Origin of the sequence: Vibrio sp. SCSIO 43140 (assembly GCF_023716585.1) — a bacterium.
Taxonomy (GTDB): domain Bacteria; phylum Pseudomonadota; class Gammaproteobacteria; order Enterobacterales; family Vibrionaceae; genus Vibrio; species Vibrio maritimus_B.
On record NZ_CP071850.1, the window covers coordinates 1,307,868 to 1,325,798 of the forward strand.

A 17,931-nucleotide genomic window follows, 5' to 3' on the forward strand; every position below is an offset into this window, starting at 1 on the left:
TAGTCGCTTTCGTTATTCTTCGGCTCCACGGTATTTCGCTAGAACAACCCCATTTGAGGCGCACTTAAATCATCGAAGTTCATTCCGATAAATGGCAGGATGGCTTCTGCCACAGGTCTCAGCTGCTTATCAATATAGTGTTGATAGTCGATAGGGGAGCGCTGATACTCTTTTGGTTCAGGTCCATTAACCGTAATCACATATTCAATACGACCTCGGTTCTGATACTGTAAAGGACGCCCTAACTGCTGATTAATCTCATCCGCCATCCTTGCTGCTCGAACCTGAGGCGGAATGTTCTTTTGATATTCATGCAACTTTCTACGAAGCCGTTTTTGATAAATCAACTGCTCATCGTGCTCGCCTCTTAGTGTTGATTCGACAAACTCACGAACGTAATCCGTCGGATCTTGATGTTTAAACACCATCATGTAGAGAGTCTGCTGGAACTCTTGCGATAAGGCTGTCCAGTCGGTTCTGGCACTTTCAAGCCCTTTGAAAATAAGCCTTTCGTTGCTACCTTGTCCAATAAGGCCGGCATATCGCTTCTTCGAGCCAGTCTCTGAGCCACGTATTGTTGGCATTAAAAAGCGCTGATAATGGGTTTCGTACTCTAACTCAAGAATTGAGGTTAGCTGGTATTCCTGCTCTAGGTGCTCGGTCCACCATTGATTGATAGACGTGACCAAGTCGTTACCTACCTTATCGGCTTCTTCAGGTGTGAACGCTCCATTTAGAGAGACAAACGTCGAATCGGTATCGCCATAAATCACCTGGTAGCCTTGGGCTTCAATCAGCTTCTTAGTGGTTTTCATGATCTCGTGACCACGCATGGTGATAGAGGAGGCGAGTCGAGTATCAAAAAAGCGGCAGCCTGAGGAACCCAGAACGCCGTAAAACGAGTTCATTATGATCTTAATGGCTTGCGAGAATGCCTTTTCATTGTTGATTTTTGCAACGTCGCGCGCTTTCCATAAATCTTGGATCAAATTCGGAAGAAAATGCTGTGTACGGTGGAATTGACCACCTCGAAATCCTGCGACGGCTTGGTCTCTATTTTTGCCTATTTCCTGCTTTAGCCCCTCAATCAGTCCCATAGGGTCAATGAGAAAAGAGCGAATAATCGATGGATAGAGGCTTTTGAAATCTAAAACCAGCACAGAATCATACAAGCCGGGAATGGAATCCATGACATAACCACCAGGGCTAGCTACCCAGTTTTCTGGGTGAAGGTTGGGGGCGGCATAGTGAGCACGGTGTAACCTTGGCAAATAAAGATTGGTGAACGCCGCGACTGAGCCTCCGACCCGGTCCAGCTCCACACCAGTCAGCTTGGTGCGCTCGATAGCAAACTGAAGTAAATGAGTATGGTCAAAGATTCGGTTTACGAGTACACAGTCTTGCAAGTTGTACTTAGCAAGAGACGGTTTATCACGACGGAACATCGAATTGATTTCATCCATACGGTCGTGCACGTTATGTATTGCTTTGCCTTCGCCTAATAACTCACGTGATACAGATTCGAGTGACCAAGAACGAAAGTTATAGGTCGCTGTTTTTAGCGTATCAATCCCATCCAACACCACTCTACCGGGCATGGTGATAAAACTCTGTTGACTCGACGGTAAGGTGCGAAAATAGATTTTCTGGCTATTCCTACCTAGTGACAGTACCACGTTGTTGAACTCGGCACGTTTGTTTAGCAGCTTAAAATCGAAGTCGATTACACTCCAACCAACGACAACATCCGGGTCGAAAGCTTGAAACCAGTCATTGAGGGCCAGCAGTAAGGATTTTTCATCACTGACCCATTGTGTCGGTGTCTCGCAAGCTTGCGGCTCGCCAATCATGATCACTCTGCTGTCTTTTGGACTGTCGAGACCGATTGAATAAAGTACACCTTTTTCTGAGCACTCGATATCGAGAGAAACTACATTGAGATCAGGTTGATAATCATGGGCCTTACACTTGGCATCGGTGATCCTCAAAAACTGATTAGGGAGCCCCGAGTTGACCACTTCGCTCTTCCCAGCAACGGCTAAGCTGCCCTGAATAAAACGCTCCATAAGAAAGCGATCAGCGAGTTTTATGTCTGCCTCTAATACTAAGACATCAAGTGAAATAAGCTTGTCGTTGAGCTGACGTGCGGCCGCTATCGAGTTGCTATATACCGCAGCAAGGGTTTGACCATCGAAGCTTGTCATTTCAACGTCATTAACCGTGATCGCGAGACCTGCTTCTTTAGCCGCGCTGTGCACCAATTCTTTAGTCGCGGTAGGTACGAAAAATACGGGTTTTTGCCCTTCTATGAGGACTTGTGCGGGACCTTGTGGGGTAGAGAGCCACAGCTCTATCTGTGGACCTGAACGAGAGTCTCTCGCTTGGCGGGTTAACAAGAAGCCTTGATGAATGTCCAAATGACGCGAATTCCTACATGGTTTGCTGTGGCTGAGTAAAATTTGTGCAAAATATTTACTCAATAATAGCTCTGAGTGATGAGCAAGTGTAACAAAGGTCTATCCAGAGCCAAAGTACCTCAATATGAGCTAAACTTTAGTGGTAACACTATGTTTCTAGAATAGTGATTTATATCGAGATTTTGCAAATATCTAGAGTATAGTGTGCTAGATGTTTCATAGAGGTGTAAAGGGGATTTATGCCCATAAATCGGGGGGTTAGGTTAGAGATAGCTAATGGTTGTATGATTTGTAACCTAATGATTTTAAAGTTTTTCTGATTGACGACGTCGAATCTTCGTCGTAATGTGTTTCGCAAACTTTGCGCCCGTGCACGATTTGTATGGGAGCATTTAAACGTAACATGAGGTATGATAGTCAGCCATGCTGCTATCCACTAACCTCAAGTGGTCGCAGAGCCAATAGATAAGTGTGGAGATACAAGTTTGATTAATGTTTTCCTTGTAGATGATCACGAACTGGTTCGCACAGGGATACGACGTATTATCGAAGACGTCCGTGGAATGAATGTAGCAGGGGAAGCTGACAGTGGTGAAGAAGCCGTAAAATGGTGTCGTAGCAACCATGTTGACGTCATTTTAATGGACATGAATATGCCTGGCATTGGTGGACTAGAAGCGACGAAAAAAATCCTTCGCCATAATCCAGACATTAAGATCATCGTGTTAACTGTGCATACGGAAAATCCATTTCCGACAAAAGTTATGCAGGCAGGTGCCGCGGGCTACCTGACCAAGGGCGCTGCGCCTGATGAAATGGTGAATGCCATTCGTCTAGTCAACAGCGGTCAGCGTTACATCTCTCCTGAGATCGCTCAGCAGATGGCGCTAAGCCAGTTTTCATCAGCATCAGAGAACCCGTTCAAAGATCTTTCTGAACGTGAACTTCAAATCATGATGATGATTACTAAAGGGCAAAAGGTAACGGATATCTCAGAGCAGTTGAGCCTGAGCCCGAAAACCGTGAACAGCTATCGATACCGCTTGTTTAGCAAGCTGGATATCAACGGTGATGTTGAACTGACTCACTTAGCGATTCGACATGGAATGCTAGATACTGAGACGTTGTAGTTGAGAACATCGCGTGTCGGAACCCATTTTTGACTCAACATCCTTCCTCAAAACCGTAACAAACCAACCCGGCGTCTACCGTATGTACGACGCCGAGTCGGTCGTTATCTACGTCGGCAAAGCCAAAGACCTTAAAAAACGCCTCTCTAGTTACTTTCGAAAACGTGTCGATAGTGAAAAAACGCGCGCGTTAGTCAGTAACATCAATAAAATAGACGTGACAGTAACGCATACCGAAACGGAAGCGTTGATTCTTGAGCACAACTATATCAAGCAGTACCTGCCTAAATACAACGTACTGTTGAGAGACGATAAATCCTATCCGTACATCTTTTTGTCTGGTCATAAGCATCCACGGTTATCCATGCATCGCGGAGCAAGGCGCAAAAAAGGGGAGTATTTTGGACCCTATCCAGATTCTGGTGCGGTAAGACAAACACTTCACCTGTTACAGCGCATCTTCCCCGTTAGACAGTGCGAAGACTCTGTCTACGCTAATCGAAGTCGCCCATGTCTGATGTATCAGATTGGTCGCTGCGCCGGTCCTTGTGTGAGTTCTATTATTTCCGACGACGAGTATACGGAACTGGTTGGCTTACTGCGTTTGTTCTTACAAGGTAAAGACAAGAATGTGGTGCAAATGCTGGTGGAGAAAATGGATGACGCTAGCCGTAACCTTGCCTTTGAGCAAGCGGCTAAGTATCGCGATCAGATCCAGGCGATAAGGCGTGTTCAAGAACAGCAGTTTGTTTCTGAAGACAGTGATGACGATATGGACGTATTGGGTTTTGCTCAGGAAAACGGTGTGGCATGTGTTCATATCTTGATGATTCGACAAGGCAAGATTTTAGGCAGTCGCAGTCATTTTCCTAAGATTCCGAATAATACTGAGCAGTCAGAGGTGTTTTACAGCTTCTTGAGTCAGTACTACCTCAACCATTCTGAGTCTCGCACAATTCCGACTCGCATCATTCTTAATGATGGCTTGGTGGAAGACGTCAATGACATGTCCAAGGCTTTAACGGAAATTGCGGGTCGTAAAGTCGTGTTCCACATCAATCCGACTGGGGCGAGGGGACGCTACCTGAAACTGTCGAACACTAACGCGCTTACCGCGATCACGACAAAGATCAACCACAAGATGACCATCAACCAACGCTTCAAAGCGCTTCAAGATGCGTTGAACATCGAAAACATCGCCCGTATGGAATGTTTCGATATCAGTCACACTATGGGTGAGAACACCATTGCGTCATGTGTCGTGTTTAACCAAGAAGGGCCTGTGAAGCAGGAGTATCGTCGATACAACATTACCGGTATTACCGGTGGCGATGATTATGCAGCCATGGGACAAGTGCTTGAACGCCGTTACTCCAAACAGATCGATGTAGATAAAATTCCGGATATTATCTTTATTGATGGTGGTAAAGGTCAGCTAAACCGTGCGGTGGACATAGTTTCTGAGTATTGGGACGATTGGCCAAAACGCCCACTAATGATTGGTATCGCCAAGGGTGTAACCCGTAAACCCGGTCTCGAAACCCTTATCACTCCAGAAGGTAGAGAGTTTAACTTACCAAGCGATGCGCCGGCATTGCACTTAATTCAACACATTCGTGATGAAAGTCATAATCATGCGATTGCTGGACATAGAGCGAAACGCGCCAAAGCGCGTCGAACCAGTCCTTTAGAAGGTATTGAGGGCATCGGTCCGAAACGCAGACAAGCCTTGTTAAAATACATGGGTGGTTTGCAAGAACTCAAACGTGCAAGTGTAGAAGAAATCGCCAAAGTCCCAGGAATTAGCATTTCTTTGGCAGAAAACATCTATCAAGCATTGAAACAGTAAAGAAAATCCCGCAACATAAACAGGCAGTAAAATAGAGCCGATAATAATATGCGTTTAAACATCCCTAACATTCTGTCTTTGTTGAGATTATTTCTCATCCCCGTGTTCGTCGTTGCTTTCTATCTTCCGTATAGCTGGGCGCCGTTTGCCGCCGCTATGATATTCTGGGTGGCAGGCTTCACTGACTGGCTCGATGGGATGTTAGCGAGAAAGCTTGGTCAAACGTCCCGTTTTGGCGCTTTCATCGATCCTGTTGCCGATAAGGTCCTCGTGGCAACTGCACTTATTCTTATCACCGAACATTATCACTCTATTTGGGTCACCATCCCTGCAGTAACCATGATTGCTCGAGAAATTATTATTTCTGCATTGCGTGAGTGGATGGCTGAGATTGGCAAACGCGCGAGCGTGGCCGTATCTTGGGTTGGTAAAGTCAAAACCGTTTCTCAAATGTTTGCGCTCTGGGTGCTGATTTGGCGTTATGACGATTGGATGATTTGGGTTGGCTATGTGGCACTGTATGTCGCGACGGTTTTGACGTATTGGTCAATGATGCAATATCTCGCAGCGGCAAAAGACGATTTGCTTAACGCTGATAAGTAGTTAGCGCGGCAACGAATAATAGTATTGAATACTAAGGCGAGCAGTAAGCTCGCCTTTTTGCATTTTAGCACGGCGTAGTCTTGGATATGGCTCTTGCGAATGCGATGATAGGTAAGCTCTATTAGGCTTGTCGGTTAGGCATATTTTGGTAAGTTGACAAGTTTTCTAGTCTTAAATGTGCATGTTTTTGCTAGAAAATTGAGCAAATTGGCGCTTTTTGGGTATTTCTTGGTCAAACGATTCAAAATATCAAAAAACGTGTTGACTCATTTTCCTGATTGCGTAAAATGCCTCCCGTACTCAAGAGGAACTGCTCAAAACGAAAGTGAAAAGCAAAGCCTCAGGAGTAACAAGAAGGCGCCTTGGCAGAGTGGCTATGCAGCGGATTGCAAATCCGTGGACCTCGGTTCGACTCCGGGAGGCGCCTCCATTCTCTCTTAGAGAATATGCGACACTAGCTCAGTTGGTAGAGCGCAACCTTGCCAAGGTTGAGGTCACGAGTTCGAACCTCGTGTGTCGCTCCAAATTATAGTGATATGGCCTTGAAGGCGGTATCAAGATGGTGTCTCCATCGCAAAGGATTTTGCGTGCCCTGGTGGTGGAATTGGTAGACACAAGGGATTTAAAATCCCTCGACGTTCGCGTTGTGCCGGTTCAAGTCCGGCCCGGGGCACCATCTCAAATTTAGTTTGTAAAGACAAATGCGACACTAGCTCAGTTGGTAGAGCGCAACCTTGCCAAGGTTGAGGTCACGAGTTCGAACCTCGTGTGTCGCTCCAAACATTAAAACCTCAGCAGAAATGCTGGGGTTTTCTTGTTTATATCTCTAGCACAGTTCCTTATTGACTCAAGCTGCTGTACTGGGAGTGAGGTGAACCTCGTGCCCGCATCCGGTCGAGTCGCTCCAAACATTAAAACCCCAACAGAAATGCTGGGGTTTTCTCGTTTATATCTCTAGCACTGTTCCTTATTGACTCAAGCTGCTGTACTGGGAGTGAGGTGAACCTCGTGCCCGTATCCGGTCGAGTCGCTCCAAACATAAAAACCCCAGCAGAAATGCTGGGGTTTTTTCGTTCTAATACTTTTCCATCTTTAGCCTTTATCTTGCTGATTCTTTTTGCAATGATGTCCGTACTATAAGCACTCTAATGATAAATCGAGGCATCTATGTTTACCGGTATTATTCAATCTGTCGCCACTATTGATAAAATTACAGACCTAAACGGCATTCGCACCTTTGAAATCGACTTCGAACAAGGGTTTTGTACCGATGTTGAAATCGGCGCGAGTATCGCTGTAGATGGCGTCTGTTTGACGGTAACTGAGATACAAACGGACACGCGTTTGTCGTTTGATGTTATGTTGCAGAGTCTCAATATCACAACGCTAAGCTCTTTTGAGCAAGGCCAGATGATCAATGTAGAACGTGCAGCTAAAGATGGTGCTGAGATTGGCGGACACCCTTTATCTGGTCATGTTGATTTCAAAACACCGTTGGTATCGGTAGAGCAGCAAGAAGATAACTACCGAATCAAGTTTCAGTTGCCAAAAGAGTGGAAGCCTTATGTGTTCCCTAAAGGCTATATCGCGATTAATGGTGCCAGTCTGACGGTTTCTGAGGTGGATAAGCAAGAAGGCTGGTTTGATGTCTGGCTTATTCCAGAAACACGTCGTATGACGACGTTTGAAGGCAAAGGCGTCGGTGACGACGTCAATATTGAGATCGAGCGAGGCACTCAGGTCGTCGTCGACACAGTGAGGGATACCATCGCCGAAACCCTTGGCCCACTGCTGCCGATGTTCGAAAAATTCCTTGAGCAAAATGGTGTAGACGCAGACACAATTGGTCATGCAACAACCAAAAGTTTGAGCGACAAAAAAGGCTAATTGTTAGTTTTAGAATGGACCGCCTCTGCAGAGGCGGTTTTTTTATGTCAGCAGTTTAATATTGCGCAATAATACGTAACGAGTGACCCGTGTTTTACGTGATAAAAACGGTTGCGATGATAATGAGTTCTATGTTACTTTCCCGCGCAATCTCGGAATGAATCTGGGGGATACGCGTCGTAACCATTCAAGCTGATTGTGATACGACGTAGGGTAGGTACTGATTATGCCAATAATCAGTAGACGGGATACTGATGCCTAGAAGGGCATATTAATGGGAAACCCAACATTGAAACACATTAACTCTCACTCAAAAATCAGCTTTGTACTTCCAAACTGTGTATTGCGCGTAAACCGTAGTATCACAGAGCCTTGATTTACAGAATCGATCTCTTCTTCTAGCGCAAGTGCGTTGGGCTTCGTCACATCTGTTGTTCAGATGGGGCTCGTTTTGTTGTTCGCGTAACAGTCAATACTGTGCGCGTAAAATCAGGTTACAAATAAATGAGTACAGCATTCGAATTTGATTCAAAAGAATTCGCGTCTTCGATTTCGGTCCAAGTTCCACACGTCGGAGGCACCTACGATCTGACCCCAGATCAAGTATTACTAGACCAAGCCGAGCATGAGTCAGAAGTACGTTCGTACCCGCGTCGTCTTCCGATTGCCATTAAACGAGCCTATGGAGCGTTAGTGGAAGATACTCGCGGTCAAATTTTCTTAGACTGCCTTGCTGGTGCAGGTACCTTGGCGATGGGTTACAACCATCCAGAGATTAACCAAGCAATCAAAGAGCAGCTAGATTCCGGTCTACCGTATCAAACGCTAGATATCACGACAGAAGCGAAAGATCGCTTTATCAAACGCGTTAAAGCCTTTTTGCCTGAACAGTTCGCGACTGAATCTGTGATTCAGTTCTGTGGTCCTTCAGGTGCCGATGCAGTAGAAGCTGCCATTAAACTGGCGAAGCAAACCACGGGCCGCAACACCATGTTTGCATTCCGCGGTGCGTATCACGGCATGACGAATGGCACCATGGGCATGATGGGTAACCTTGGCACCAAAGCGCGTCGTACCGGTCTCATGTCAGATGTGCACTTTATGCCGTTCCCGTATAGCTTACGCTGTCCATTTGGACTGGGTGGCGATGCGGGTGCCAAGCAGAGTATTCGTTACATTGAGCGACTTCTTAATGACGATGAAGCAGGCATCATGAAACCAGCAGCGATCATCGTTGAGCCAGTGCAAGGTGAGGGCGGTGTGATTCCGGCTCCAGCGTTTTGGCTCAAAGAGTTGCGTAGGATTTGTGATGAGCATGAGATTCTACTGATTCTTGATGAGATTCAGTGCGGTGTGGGTAAAACGGGTTACCGATTTGCCTTCGAAGAAGCCGGTATCAGCCCAGATATTCTTTGTCTTTCTAAAGCGATTGGCGGTGGTTTGCCAATGTCGATCCTTGTATTCAACAAAAAGGTCGATACATGGAATGCTGGCGAACATACGGGCACATTCCGCGGTAACCAATTAGCCATGGTATCGGGTGCAAAAGCACTTGAGATCATCGAGCGAGATAACCTCGTTGAGCACGCTAGCATTGCCGGCGAATATCTGCGATTGGGTCTAAACAAAATTAAAGATCGCGTGAATTGCATTGCCGAAGTTCGTGGTAAAGGTCTGATGCTTGGCGTTGAGATCATTAAACCAACCGGTGAGCACAATAAGTTTGGTGAGCCTGTCGCTGATGGTGAACTAACGCTCGCGATTCAACGTGCAGCGCTGGAGCGCGGTTTGATGGTTGAAAAGGGGGGGCGTGACGGCTCTGTTATTCGCTTCTTGCCACCTCTTATCATCAGCTTTGAGCAGATTGACTTTGCCCTACGCACTATCGAAGAGGCGATCATTGTTGCAGGCGGCGGCGAGAAAACTGAGCAGCAAGCGAAGGAATCTAGCTGGCGCAAGCACTTCATTCACACCGGTGAACAAGGGGCAACTGAGTTTGCTCAGGTGATGAATCACACGACTCAAGCTATGAAAGAAGTGTTTGAAAAAGTGAGCAAACCCTATTCTGGTTTGGATCCGAAAACGCTCGAAACACTTATCAATAACGTGAATCTTGATAGTCAAAACAGCAACCTGAAAAGCGTCGTTGATGAAACGGCTGGGCTGGTTGCTGAGCATTCTATCTTCACTCAGCACCCTGATTGTATTGCGCACCTGCATACACCTCCTTTGATGCCAGCAGTGGCAGCAGAGGCGATGATTGCAGCGCTAAACCAGTCGATGGACTCTTGGGATCAAGCATCAGCAGCGACCTATGTAGAGCAAAAGGTTCTAGATTGGCTATGTGAGCGCTACGAGCTTGGCGAAGATGCGGACGGCATTTTCACCAGTGGCGGTACACAAAGTAACTTAATGGGTTTGCTACTGGCTCGCGACCGCATTGCTGATGTCACAGACGGTCATTCAATCCAAAAACTAGGGTTGCCAAGCTACGCCGATAAACTGCGTATCGTTTGCTCAGACAAGTCTCACTTTACCGTTCAGAAGTCAGCGTCACTTCTTGGTCTTGGTGAAAAAACCGTGCACTGTGTGGCGACTCATGAGAATGGCACGATAAAAACGGATGCTTTGCTTGCTGACATCACAGCACTCAAAGAACAAGGGTTAATTCCGTTCGCACTAGTTGGCACTGCGGGTACCACTGATCATGGTGCGATCGATGACTTAGCAACACTTGCGGATATCTCTTCCCAGTTCGGTCTTTGGTTCCACGTTGATAGTGCTTATGGTGGCGCGCTGATTCTAAGTAGTCATAAAGACAAGCTCCAAGGGATCGAAAAAGCCGATTCTGTGAGTGTCGATTTCCACAAGCTGTTCTACCAAACAATCAGCTGCGGCTCACTGCTTCTTAAAGATCGAGCTAACTTCAAGTATCTGCTTCACCACGCTGATTACTTAAATCGTGAACATGACGAACTGCCGAACTTGGTCGATAAATCCATCGCGACGACTAAGCGTTTTGATGCGTTGAAGGTCTTCATGACCATGCAAAACGTTGGTCCAGACGCACTAGGTGACATGTACGATCATCTGATGGATCAAACTCAGCAAGTGGCTAAGCTTGTTAAAGCACATCCGCAGTTTGAGCTATTGGCAGAGCCGTCGCTATCAACGGTTCTATTCAGAGCGGTAAACAGTGATGCTGATGACCTAGAGCAGCTTAACAAAACAATTCGTATCGAAGCGCTGACTCGCGGCGTTGCGGTACTTGGGGAGACGGTAGTAAACGGCCACTCGGCACTGAAATTTACTATCTTGAACCCTTGCTTGAAGCTATCAGATTTCGAAACGCTTCTAGACAATATTCATCAATTAGCCCTTGAGCTAACTAACTCTCACTAAGAGAAAAAGGAACAAAAAAATGGCAATTCTACAGATTGGTGCTGGTGGTGTTGGTTGGGTAGTCGCACACAAAGCGGCTCAAAACAACGATGTACTTGGTGATATCACAATCGCTTCACGCACAGTAGCAAAATGCGAAAAAATCATTGAGTCAATCAAGGGCAAAAACAACCTTAAAGATCCAAGTAAAAAACTAGAAGCTCGTGCCGTTAATGCGGACGATGTTGAAGCGCTAGTAGCTTTGATCAACGAAGTAAAACCTGATCTTGTGATCAACGCGGGTCCTCCGTGGGTGAACATCACTATCATGGAAGCGTGCCTACAAGCGAAGGTGTCTTACCTAGATACATCGGTCGCTGTTGACCTATGCTCTGAAGGTCAGCAAGTACCGCAAGCATACGACTGGCAATGGGGTTTCCGCGACAAGTTTAAAGAAGCGGGTATCACCGGCATCCTAGGTGCTGGCTTTGATCCAGGCGTAGTAAGTGTGTTTGCTGCTTACGCAGTGAAGCATTTGTTCGATGAGATAGATACCATCGATGTTATGGACGTAAATGCAGGTGACCACGGTAAGAAGTTCGCGACGAACTTCGACCCAGAAACCAACATGCTTGAAATCCAAGGCGATTCTTTCTACTGGGAAAATGGCGAGTGGAAGCAAGTGGAATGTCATTCACGTATGCTTGAGTTCGACTTCCCGCTAGTAGGTAAGCACAAGGTTTACTCTATGGCGCACGATGAAGTTCGTTCAATGCAAGAATTCATTCCTGCAAAACGTATCGAATTCTGGATGGGCTTCGGTGACACTTACCTGAACTACTTCAACTGCATGCGCGATATTGGTCTACTGAGCCCAGACCCGCTAACTCTGCACGACGGAACGGTTGTACAACCACTACACGTGCTTAAAGCACTGCTACCAGATCCAACCTCTCTAGCTCCGGGCTATACAGGTAAAACGTGTATCGGTACTTGGGTTCAAGGTAAGAAAGACGGTAAAGAGCGTTCAGTCTTCATCTACAACAACGCTGACCACGAAGTCGCTTACGAAGATGTTGAGCACCAAGCGATCTCTTACACTACAGGTGTACCGGCTATTACTGCGGCACTTCAGTACTTCCGCGGTAAATGGGCAGAGGCTGGCGTGTTCAACATGGAACAGCTAGACCCAGATCCGTTCTTGGAGACAATGCCAGAGATTGGTTTGGATTGGCATGTTCAAGAGCTGGAAGTCGGTGGGCCGGATATTCAGGTTTTGAAGTAGGGGCTTAAGAGCTTACCCCCTCTAGCTCCCCCTTATTAAGGGGGAGAACAACAGGCTAGCTCCTATCGTCGCATCGCATAGCTTTAGAGCAGGCAATACGATAGCGAGCCGTCTGTTCCTCCCCTTTATAAGGGGAGGCTAGGAGGGGTAAATCCACCAATCCCCAAAACCTGCTAAAATCCCCAATCATCACCCGGAACGCAAACCATGAACAAATCTCAACTCAAAACCCCATACTTCATGATCAACGAATCTAAGCTGATCGAAAACCTAGAGAAGGCCAAACACCTCAAAGAGATCTCAGGTGTTAAGCTGGTTCTCGCATTGAAGTGTTTCTCAACTTGGGGTGTTTTCGACATCATAAAACCGTATCTCGATGGCTCAACCAGTAGTGGTCCATTCGAGGTAAAGCTTGGTCATGAAACCTTTGGTGGAGAGACGCACGCTTACAGTGTGGGTTACACCGAAGACGATGTGCGCGAAGTGGCGGATATCTGTGACAAGATGATTTTTAACTCTCAGTCTCAGTTAGCGGCTTACCGCCATATTGTTGAGGGTAAGGCATCTTTGGGTCTTAGACTTAACCCAGGCGTGAGCTACGCAGGGCAAGATCTAGCAAACCCAGCGCGTAAGTACTCTCGTCTTGGTGTGCAAGCTGACCATATCGAACCAGCGGTGTTTGATAGTATCGATGGCGTTATGTTCCACATGAACTGTGAAAACAAGGATGTGGATGCATTTATTGGTTTACTGGATGCGATTTCTGAGCAGTTTGGCGAGCACCTCGACAAGCTTGATTGGGTGAGCATGGGTGGCGGTGTATTCTTCACTTGGCCTGGCTACGATATTGATAAGCTTGGTGCTGCTCTAAAAGCCTTCTCTGAAAAACACGGTGTCCAGATGTATCTGGAGCCGGGTGAAGCCATCATCACGAAAACCACAGATCTTGTGGTGACCGTGGTGGATATTGTCGAGAATGAGAAGAAGACGGCGATTGTTAACTCAGCGACTGAAGCCCACCGCTTGGATACGCTGATCTACGATGAGCCAGCATCCATTCTGGAAGCTAACTCAGAAGGTGAGTATGAATACGTGATTGGATCTTGCTCTTGCCTCGCTGGCGACCAGTTCTGTGTGGCTAACTTCGACGAGCCGCTAAAAGTAGGTCAGCAGCTACATATTATGGATAGCGCAGGCTATACCATGGTGAAGTTGAACTGGTTCAACGGATTGAAAATGCCATCAATTTATTGCGAACGTTCATCGGGCAACATCGAGAAACTCAACGAGTTTGGCTATGAGGACTTTAAGCGCTCACTGTCTCAGTGGTCAGTTAGTTAGCTCGTCGCAGAACATGAATATTGAAAATAACAGGCAGGCACTTAGTGCTTGCCTGTTTTTTTATAAGCCCCTATCTTTTAACAAGATATGCGGTATGCGCTTCACTCTTTTCTAGGAGCCTTTTCTGATGAATACATTGTTCTCTGCCAAGTTTTTCGGGCTGTTTGTTCTCTTGCTTAGTCTATCTGGGTGTGTGAGTTACAGCGTTACTGAGCAAGAGATGACGGATTATCTTAATCAAAACCTAAAGCTTGATCAGGCAGTCGGTATTGAAGATGTCCTTTACGCCAAAATTTCTGTCGACGACTTAAAAGTGAATATTGGCCGTGCTGACAAAGACAGAGTTGCGGTGTACGCCAACACCACTGCGGAGCTCCAAATGATGAGACAACCAGATATGAATTTGGATTTAGACATCGAGTTTAGCGCCATCCCAGAGTATAAAAAAGAGACGGGTGAAGTGTTTCTAAAGTCACTCCGTCTAGAGCGGCTCGATGAGGATGGTTCAATACTGACGCCAGAAATAAGGCAGCTTATTAAGCCTGCAGTATCTTTGATTGGTAATGCAGTATCGAGTTATCCGGTGTACCAGCTTGATGAAACCACGGTGAAGCAGTCGCTGCTTAAATCGTCGAATCCTAAAGTGACGGTTGAGAACAACAAGCTGGTTATTGATTTCTTTGACTAGGATTTTGACTCAGGCAGCGATTTTGTAGGACGAAGTGATCTGGTTTGACCAGAATCGACTATAGTGTGTAATCTATTCATTCAATTGGAAAAATAGAGAGACAACTCTCGCAGCCAACAGTAAAAGGACGGTTCATGATTAGCAAAATTATCACTACATTAGCCCTGGTTCTCATCGGTTACATGTTTTACAAAAACAATAGTATGCCGTCGTATTTGGGCGTGGATGGTGGACAGTTGGCGCGCATGCCTTCCACACCTAATGCCGTCTCATCGCAGACTAAAATCCCAGAAAAACAGGTTCAACCGATTGCCTTTGATGATCTCGCGACGGCAAAAGCGCGCGCATTGGCAGCGCTAGAAACGTTGGGACGCAACGAGGTGGTAACGGATAGCGGCGATTACGTTCATGCGGTTTTTACAACACCTCTGATGCGTTTTCATGACGACGTAGAGCTCTATTTCGATGCGGACAATGGTGTGATGCATTATCGTTCTCAATCTCGTACCGGATACAGTGATGCAGGCGTTAACCGCGCACGCTATGACGAGTTTGTTCAAGCGTTTCAACAAACAAATGGCTAATCTCTGAAAGCGATTCTCCTCATTAGCGGTCTGTCTGATAAGTGGCTGCTATGAGGAGAGCAACATGCGTTCTATTCTTACCCTATTTTCCCTTTCCTTAGTTCTATTTACTCCTTCGTTAGTCGTTGCCAAAACACTTAATGGATTTAGCCTAGATAATGCAACCGTGCCGTTGAACTTGGTCCAAAGTGGCGGTCCGCCTAGAGACGGTATCCCAGCACTTACCGACCCAAAATTTGAATCAGGGCGTAAAGCTCAGAGTGTGAAACCAAGAGATATCGTACTTGGTTTGGTGATCAACGGTGAAGCGAAAGCTTATCCATTGAGCATTTTGAATTGGCACGAAATCGTTAATGATACCGTTGGAGGTGAGCGGGTCGTTGTGAGCTATTGTCCACTTTGTGGTAGCGGCATGGCGTTTGAAAGCCAACCAGAGGGTGATGGTCAAAGAGAGCTGGAGTTTGGTGTCTCAGGGCTTCTGTATAGCTCAGATGTGTTGATGTACGACAGACAGACCGAATCGCTGTGGTCGCAAATCCATGGTGAAGCCGTGGCGGGGCCGCAGGTTGGCAGTAAGCTCAAACAGATCCCAATGACATTATCACGTTGGTCTAACTGGCTTCAAAGGTACCCAGATACCCAAGTGCTCTCGACAGACACTGGGTATCGACGTGATTATAATCGCGATCCTTATGCTGGCTATGGAGAACACCCCAATGTCTATTTTCCTGTGGCAAATCAAGCACCAAGCGAGTACCACCAAAAAGAGATGGTATTAGGACTATTGGTCGATGGCAATGCTATTGCCTTTCCATTTAGTGAGCTCGAGAAGCAAGGTAAGGCGCAGTTTGATTATTCATTTGATAACGCCTCATACCAGATTCACTGGGATAGTGAAAATCAATCAGCATGGGTCACCGATGAAGACGGTCAGACATTGGCTTCGACCTTGCTGTTTTGGTTTGCTTGGTATGCGTTTTATCCCGACACCCAAGTGTTTAGCGGGTGATAGAAATAGGCCCTAAGTTAGGCTACTTAGGGCTTTTAGACATGATTGCGAGCCTAGTTTCTAGGATTAGCTAAGGCTTTCAACCAGTGCTTTACCAACACCGTGTGCGCTCGTTGGGTTTTGACCTGTAATCACGCGCTCATCTACGATGACCAGTTCTTGCCATGGCTGCACCTTGTTATAACGACTGGCTGTGCGAGCTAATGACTCTTCTAGTAAAAAAGGAATCGCGTCGATAGTGCCAAAGTCGATTTCTTCCTCTCGCGTGAACCCTGTGACCGATTTTGAAGCGAGAAGCTTTTCCCCTGAGCTTAGTGTAATTGGCAGTAGTGCCCCTGGTCCGTGACAGACTGCCGCGATGAGGCCACCATTTTCATAGTGCTTTGCAGCAATTACTGCGAACGACTCATCGGTTGCTAGATCTGACAGCAAGCCAAAGCCACCGGGGTAGAAGATAGCATCGTACTCTTCGCCGTTCACCTGAGACACAGGGATGGTGTTGTTAATACGGTTTTGAAAGTCATCATTCGCCAGAAGCTCGGCATTGACGGTATCACCCTCAATATCTGTTCCATAAAGCGGCGCTTTGCCCCCTTGAATAGAAGCAATATCGTACTCGAAACCTGCCGCGAGAATTTCACTTAGAGCGTGAGTAAGCTCAGGGGCATAGGTGCCGTTTGCTTGGTCAGTGTCACCGAGAGTGGCGTGGTTGGTCACTGGGATGAGTACTTTTTTCATAATTAGTTCCTTTGAGCTGACGGGTTCTTGTTTGTACGTATTGATATTAATTGCAAATCAAATGAGTGATAATAATCTAGAATAGAAAAACATTATTGCTATTTAGCAAAAATAATAGCGTTTGGAGTGGTAATGGAGAGCTTTGAAGGGATTAACGAGTTTGTTGCTGTTGCAGAGAGTCACGGTTTCTCCGCGGCGGCCAAGCTGCTTGGTTGCAGCACCAGCCATGTGAGCCGCCAGGTTTCAAGATTAGAGGAGCGAGTAGGGGTAGCACTGCTTGCTCGCTCTACACGAATGGTCAGCCTGACTGACGCTGGGCAGGTCTATTACCAGCAGTGTAAAGAACTGGTCATTGGTTTGCAGCAAGCGAATGAGCGACTCTCATCTCAGCAGATTGAGCTGAGCGGTACCTTGCGTGTAAGTGCGGCAGGTGCATTTGCAGAGAACTATGTTGCCCCCGCTTTGATGACGTTTGCTAAGCAGTATCCTGATCTTTCTGTCGAGATGGATTTTAATACTCGGATGGTCAATTTCATTGAAGATGGGGTCGACTTTGCTATTCGCTATGGTCGCCTGAGTGATTCAGGCTTAGTCGCCAGAAAACTGGTGGATAGACCGATGGCGGCAGCTGCAAGTCAAAGGTATTTAGATCAATTTGGAGAACCGACTCACCCGAATCATCTTGCACAGCACAGTTGTATCATCGCCAACAATGACCACTGGCAGTTCGAAAAAGAGGGCAAGCCGATGAGTGCTACTCGGGTCAGCGGTCGTTGGAGAAGCAATAACTCCAACGCGATTCTTCAGGCATGTGAAGAAGGCTTAGGGATCGCTTACTTGCCTCGTAGTAGCTTTGGAAACAAACTCGCATTGGGGAGATTAAAGCCAGTTCTCGAACCATTTTGGGGTAAAGGATCGAGTAGTTGGATTGTGTATCAAAATCGCCGCTTCTTGCCGGTAAGGGCGCGAATGGCGATAGACTATTTAGTTAAACACTTCTCGGATTGGCAAGAGTAGGC

13 protein-coding genes and 4 tRNA genes are annotated in these 17,931 nt (G+C 46.6%); 15 read left to right on the top strand and 2 right to left on the bottom strand.

The window, feature by feature from the left end; genetic code table 11:
* Window positions 1-38: 38 nt before the first annotated feature.
* Window positions 39-2,417: a DNA polymerase II gene (locus J4N45_RS06160; protein WP_252014123.1), complete on the bottom strand. Its 2,379-nt coding sequence runs from the start codon at window positions 2,415-2,417 to the stop codon at window positions 39-41.
* 485 nt (window positions 2,418-2,902) lie between these two features.
* On the opposite strand from J4N45_RS06160, the gene uvrY reads away from it, so the two are divergent.
* From uvrY to J4N45_RS06230, 14 genes are all read left to right on the top strand, one after another.
* On the top strand, window positions 2,903-3,547 hold the full coding sequence (gene uvrY / locus J4N45_RS06165; RefSeq protein ID WP_006075673.1) for a UvrY/SirA/GacA family response regulator transcription factor: 645 nt from the start codon (window positions 2,903-2,905) through the stop codon (window positions 3,545-3,547).
* A 13-nt stretch (window positions 3,548-3,560) separates the two neighbouring features.
* Entirely contained in the window at window positions 3,561-5,396 is a 1,836-nt protein-coding gene (gene uvrC, locus J4N45_RS06170) for an excinuclease ABC subunit UvrC (RefSeq protein WP_252014125.1), read from the top strand.
* A 48-nt stretch (window positions 5,397-5,444) separates the two neighbouring features.
* On the top strand, window positions 5,445-5,999 hold the full coding sequence (pgsA, locus tag J4N45_RS06175) for a CDP-diacylglycerol--glycerol-3-phosphate 3-phosphatidyltransferase (protein ID WP_042499384.1): 555 nt from the start codon (window positions 5,445-5,447) through the stop codon (window positions 5,997-5,999).
* Between the two features lie 356 nt (window positions 6,000-6,355).
* Window positions 6,356-6,429, top strand: a tRNA-Cys gene (locus J4N45_RS06180).
* Between the two features lie 18 nt (window positions 6,430-6,447).
* Window positions 6,448-6,523, top strand: a tRNA-Gly gene (locus tag J4N45_RS06185).
* Window positions 6,524-6,588: 65 nt separating this feature from the next.
* A tRNA-Leu gene (locus J4N45_RS06190) sits at window positions 6,589-6,675 on the top strand.
* Window positions 6,676-6,702: 27 nt separating this feature from the next.
* A tRNA-Gly gene (locus tag J4N45_RS06195) sits at window positions 6,703-6,778 on the top strand.
* 388 nt (window positions 6,779-7,166) lie between these two features.
* Window positions 7,167-7,886 (top strand): riboflavin synthase subunit alpha, encoded by a 720-nt coding sequence (locus J4N45_RS06200; RefSeq protein WP_252014126.1) that lies wholly within the window; start codon window positions 7,167-7,169, stop codon window positions 7,884-7,886.
* A 504-nt stretch (window positions 7,887-8,390) separates the two neighbouring features.
* Window positions 8,391-11,288 carry a pyridoxal phosphate-dependent class III aminotransferase gene (locus J4N45_RS06205; RefSeq protein WP_252014127.1) on the top strand — a complete coding sequence of 966 codons (2,898 nt, stop codon included), beginning with the start codon at window positions 8,391-8,393 and terminating at the stop codon, window positions 11,286-11,288.
* 19 nt (window positions 11,289-11,307) lie between these two features.
* Entirely contained in the window at window positions 11,308-12,552 is a 1,245-nt protein-coding gene (locus tag J4N45_RS06210; protein ID WP_252014129.1) for a carboxynorspermidine synthase, read from the top strand.
* Between the two features lie 207 nt (window positions 12,553-12,759).
* A complete protein-coding gene (gene nspC, locus J4N45_RS06215; RefSeq protein ID WP_252014131.1) occupies window positions 12,760-13,893 on the top strand; it encodes a carboxynorspermidine decarboxylase in 1,134 nt (377 codons plus the stop codon).
* A 127-nt stretch (window positions 13,894-14,020) separates the two neighbouring features.
* On the top strand, window positions 14,021-14,581 hold the full coding sequence (locus tag J4N45_RS06220; RefSeq protein ID WP_252014132.1) for a YceB family lipoprotein: 561 nt from the start codon (window positions 14,021-14,023) through the stop codon (window positions 14,579-14,581).
* A gap of 134 nt (window positions 14,582-14,715) precedes the next feature.
* Complete coding sequence (locus J4N45_RS06225) at window positions 14,716-15,165, top strand: DUF1499 domain-containing protein (protein ID WP_234494035.1); 450 nt, start codon at window positions 14,716-14,718, stop codon at window positions 15,163-15,165.
* Between the two features lie 64 nt (window positions 15,166-15,229).
* Window positions 15,230-16,174 (top strand): DUF3179 domain-containing protein, encoded by a 945-nt coding sequence (locus J4N45_RS06230; RefSeq protein ID WP_252014133.1) that lies wholly within the window; start codon window positions 15,230-15,232, stop codon window positions 16,172-16,174.
* A 66-nt stretch (window positions 16,175-16,240) separates the two neighbouring features.
* Here J4N45_RS06230 and J4N45_RS06235 read toward each other — a convergent pair whose 3' ends face one another.
* A complete protein-coding gene (locus J4N45_RS06235; protein WP_252014135.1) occupies window positions 16,241-16,912 on the bottom strand; it encodes a type 1 glutamine amidotransferase domain-containing protein in 672 nt (223 codons plus the stop codon).
* Between the two features lie 132 nt (window positions 16,913-17,044).
* Here J4N45_RS06235 and J4N45_RS06240 point away from each other — a divergent pair, with 132 nt between their 5' ends.
* On the top strand, window positions 17,045-17,929 hold the full coding sequence (locus J4N45_RS06240; RefSeq protein ID WP_252014136.1) for a LysR family transcriptional regulator: 885 nt from the start codon (window positions 17,045-17,047) through the stop codon (window positions 17,927-17,929).
* Window positions 17,930-17,931 lie beyond the last annotated feature (2 nt).

Bases quoted from the DNA above. Each gene is read 5' to 3' on its own strand.
- J4N45_RS06220 (WP_252014132.1), top strand. From the start codon at position 14,021: ATGAATACATTGTTCTCTGCCAAGTTTTTCGGGCTGTTTGTTCTCTTG.
- J4N45_RS06225 (WP_234494035.1), top strand. From the start codon at position 14,716: ATGATTAGCAAAATTATCACTACATTAGCCCTGGTTCTCATCGGTTAC.
- J4N45_RS06205 (WP_252014127.1), top strand. From the start codon at position 8,391: ATGAGTACAGCATTCGAATTTGATTCAAAAGAATTCGCGTCTTCGATT.
- J4N45_RS06235 (WP_252014135.1), bottom strand. From the start codon at position 16,912: ATGAAAAAAGTACTCATCCCAGTGACCAACCACGCCACTCTCGGTGAC.
- J4N45_RS06210 (WP_252014129.1), top strand. From the start codon at position 11,308: ATGGCAATTCTACAGATTGGTGCTGGTGGTGTTGGTTGGGTAGTCGCA.
- J4N45_RS06230 (WP_252014133.1), top strand. From the start codon at position 15,230: ATGCGTTCTATTCTTACCCTATTTTCCCTTTCCTTAGTTCTATTTACT.
- nspC (WP_252014131.1), top strand. From the start codon at position 12,760: ATGAACAAATCTCAACTCAAAACCCCATACTTCATGATCAACGAATCT.
- J4N45_RS06240 (WP_252014136.1), top strand. From the start codon at position 17,045: ATGGAGAGCTTTGAAGGGATTAACGAGTTTGTTGCTGTTGCAGAGAGT.
- pgsA (WP_042499384.1), top strand. From the start codon at position 5,445: ATGCGTTTAAACATCCCTAACATTCTGTCTTTGTTGAGATTATTTCTC.
- J4N45_RS06200 (WP_252014126.1), top strand. From the start codon at position 7,167: ATGTTTACCGGTATTATTCAATCTGTCGCCACTATTGATAAAATTACA.